General features: G+C 61.9%; 1 protein-coding gene and 1 pseudogene. Both read right to left on the reverse strand.

From position 1 onward, the window contains the following. Positions 1-782: methyl-accepting chemotaxis protein (locus tag BKD70_RS25775; protein WP_371914018.1), on the reverse strand; the 782-nt coding region annotated here is incomplete at its 3' end. Positions 783-821: 39 nt separating this feature from the next. Continuing rightward, positions 822-1,703, reverse strand: a pseudogene (locus tag BKD70_RS25780) (methyl-accepting chemotaxis protein); the annotation flags it as partial. Between the last annotated feature and the right edge of the window lie 88 nt (positions 1,704-1,791).

A 1,791-nucleotide genomic window follows, 5' to 3' on the forward strand; every position in this document is an offset into this window, starting at 1 on the left:
CTGGCCGTAGCGGTCTGCTCAGACACGTCACGCACGTTCACGATACTGCGGCTGATCTCTTCCGCCACGGCGCTCTGTTGTTCGGCGGCTGCGGCAATCTGCTGGTTCATCGACTGGATATTCGACACGGTGCGGGTGATGTTTTCCAAGGATACCCCGGCCTTGCGCGTCAGTTCGACGCTGCTGTCGGTGAGGCTGCGGCTGTTGTTCATCACGCTGGCGACTTGTTGGGTGCCGTTCTGTAAGCCGGCCACCAGGCCTTCGATTTCCTCGGTGGACTTCTGTGTACGCTGCGCCAGGCCACGCACTTCGTCGGCGACCACGGCAAAGCCTCGACCAGCTTCCCCGGCACGCGCAGCTTCAATGGCGGCGTTAAGTGCCAGCAGGTTGGTCTGTTCGGCCACGGCCTTGATCACGTCCATCACGCTGCCGATCTTGTTGCTCTCTTGTTGCAGGTGCGTCATGGCGTCGGTGGAGCGCGCCACTTCGGCCGCCAGGCGTTCGATCTGGGCGATGGCTTCAGCCACCACTTTATCGCCTTCGCGGGCCTGGCCGTCAGCGTCGGAAGCGGCTTGGGAAGCCTGTTCGGCATTGCGCGCAACTTCCTGCACGGTGGCGGTCATTTCATGCATGGCGGTGGCGACCTGATCGGTCTCGATCTTCTGGCTGTTCACGCCGGCGCTGGTTTGCTCGGTCACGGCTGACAACTCTTCGGCGGCGCTGGCGATCTGAGTGACGCCGTCGCGAATGCCGCTGATCAGCTCGCGCAGGGTGGTGCCCATGCGCTGGATGCCTTGCTGCAACACGCCCAGTTCGTCGCGACGGGTCACCTGGATATTGTGGCTCAAGTCGCCCGAAGCGATGCGCTCCACCACGGCCAGGGTGTCCTGGATCGGGCGGGTGATCTGGCGGGTGATCACCCACGCGGCAATCACGCCGACCAACAGGGCCAGCAAGGTGCTGATCAGTTGCAGGCTGCGGGCCTGGGTGCTTTCGGCGTCGCGACGTTCCAGTTGGATGTCGTACAGCTTGTCGCTGATCGTCACGATGTCGGCGCCCTGAATGGTCATTTCGGCACGGGCGGTGACAATATTGGCATTGGCCGCCTTGTAGCTCTGCACGGCGCTGCGGTAGGCGCCTAGCGCGGTTTCCAGTGCGGACAATGCGCTTTGCTGGCCAGTACCGAAGGCAACGCTGAGGCCTTTCAAACCGGCGACAGCTTTTTCCAGCTGTGTAGCCGCACGGGCTTCGGTTTCTGCGTTGGGGCTATTGGTATAGCCGCGCACTTCGTAACGAGCCTGCATGAATTCGTTCTTGGCCTGGGTCACGGCCAGGAACTGCGTGAAGCGTTCCGGGCTGTCGGATGACTGCTGCACACTGGTTTCCAGCGCATTGATTTGCGCGTTGGCAATGTCGGCCTTGGCGCCCATGACATCGCGCGCAGCGTTGCCATTGCGGTACGCCTCGCGCATTTTGTTCAGGGACTGGCGGTAAGCGGTAATGACGGCTTTCTGCTCATTGAGCAGCTTGAGGTTTTCCGGGCTCTTGAAGCTGTCGAGCAGCTTCTGTTGCTGGGCGGCGAATGCATCGAGGCTGGTCTGCACGTTCTGCGCCACAGCTTCGTCGCCATTGGCCAGCATGTATTGCAAGCGCACGATACGCAGCTTGGTCAGCGAGGCATTGAGCTGGGTGATGTCGCTCATCCAATTGCTACGGTCGATCAAGCCTCCCAGGCTGGTCCAGCCAGCGAGTGCCAGGATCGAGGTGAGGACCAGCACCAGGCCGAAGCCC

The organism is Pseudomonas sp. BS-2016, from assembly GCF_001806145.1.
Taxonomy (GTDB): Bacteria; Pseudomonadota; Gammaproteobacteria; order Pseudomonadales; family Pseudomonadaceae; genus Aquipseudomonas; species Aquipseudomonas lundensis.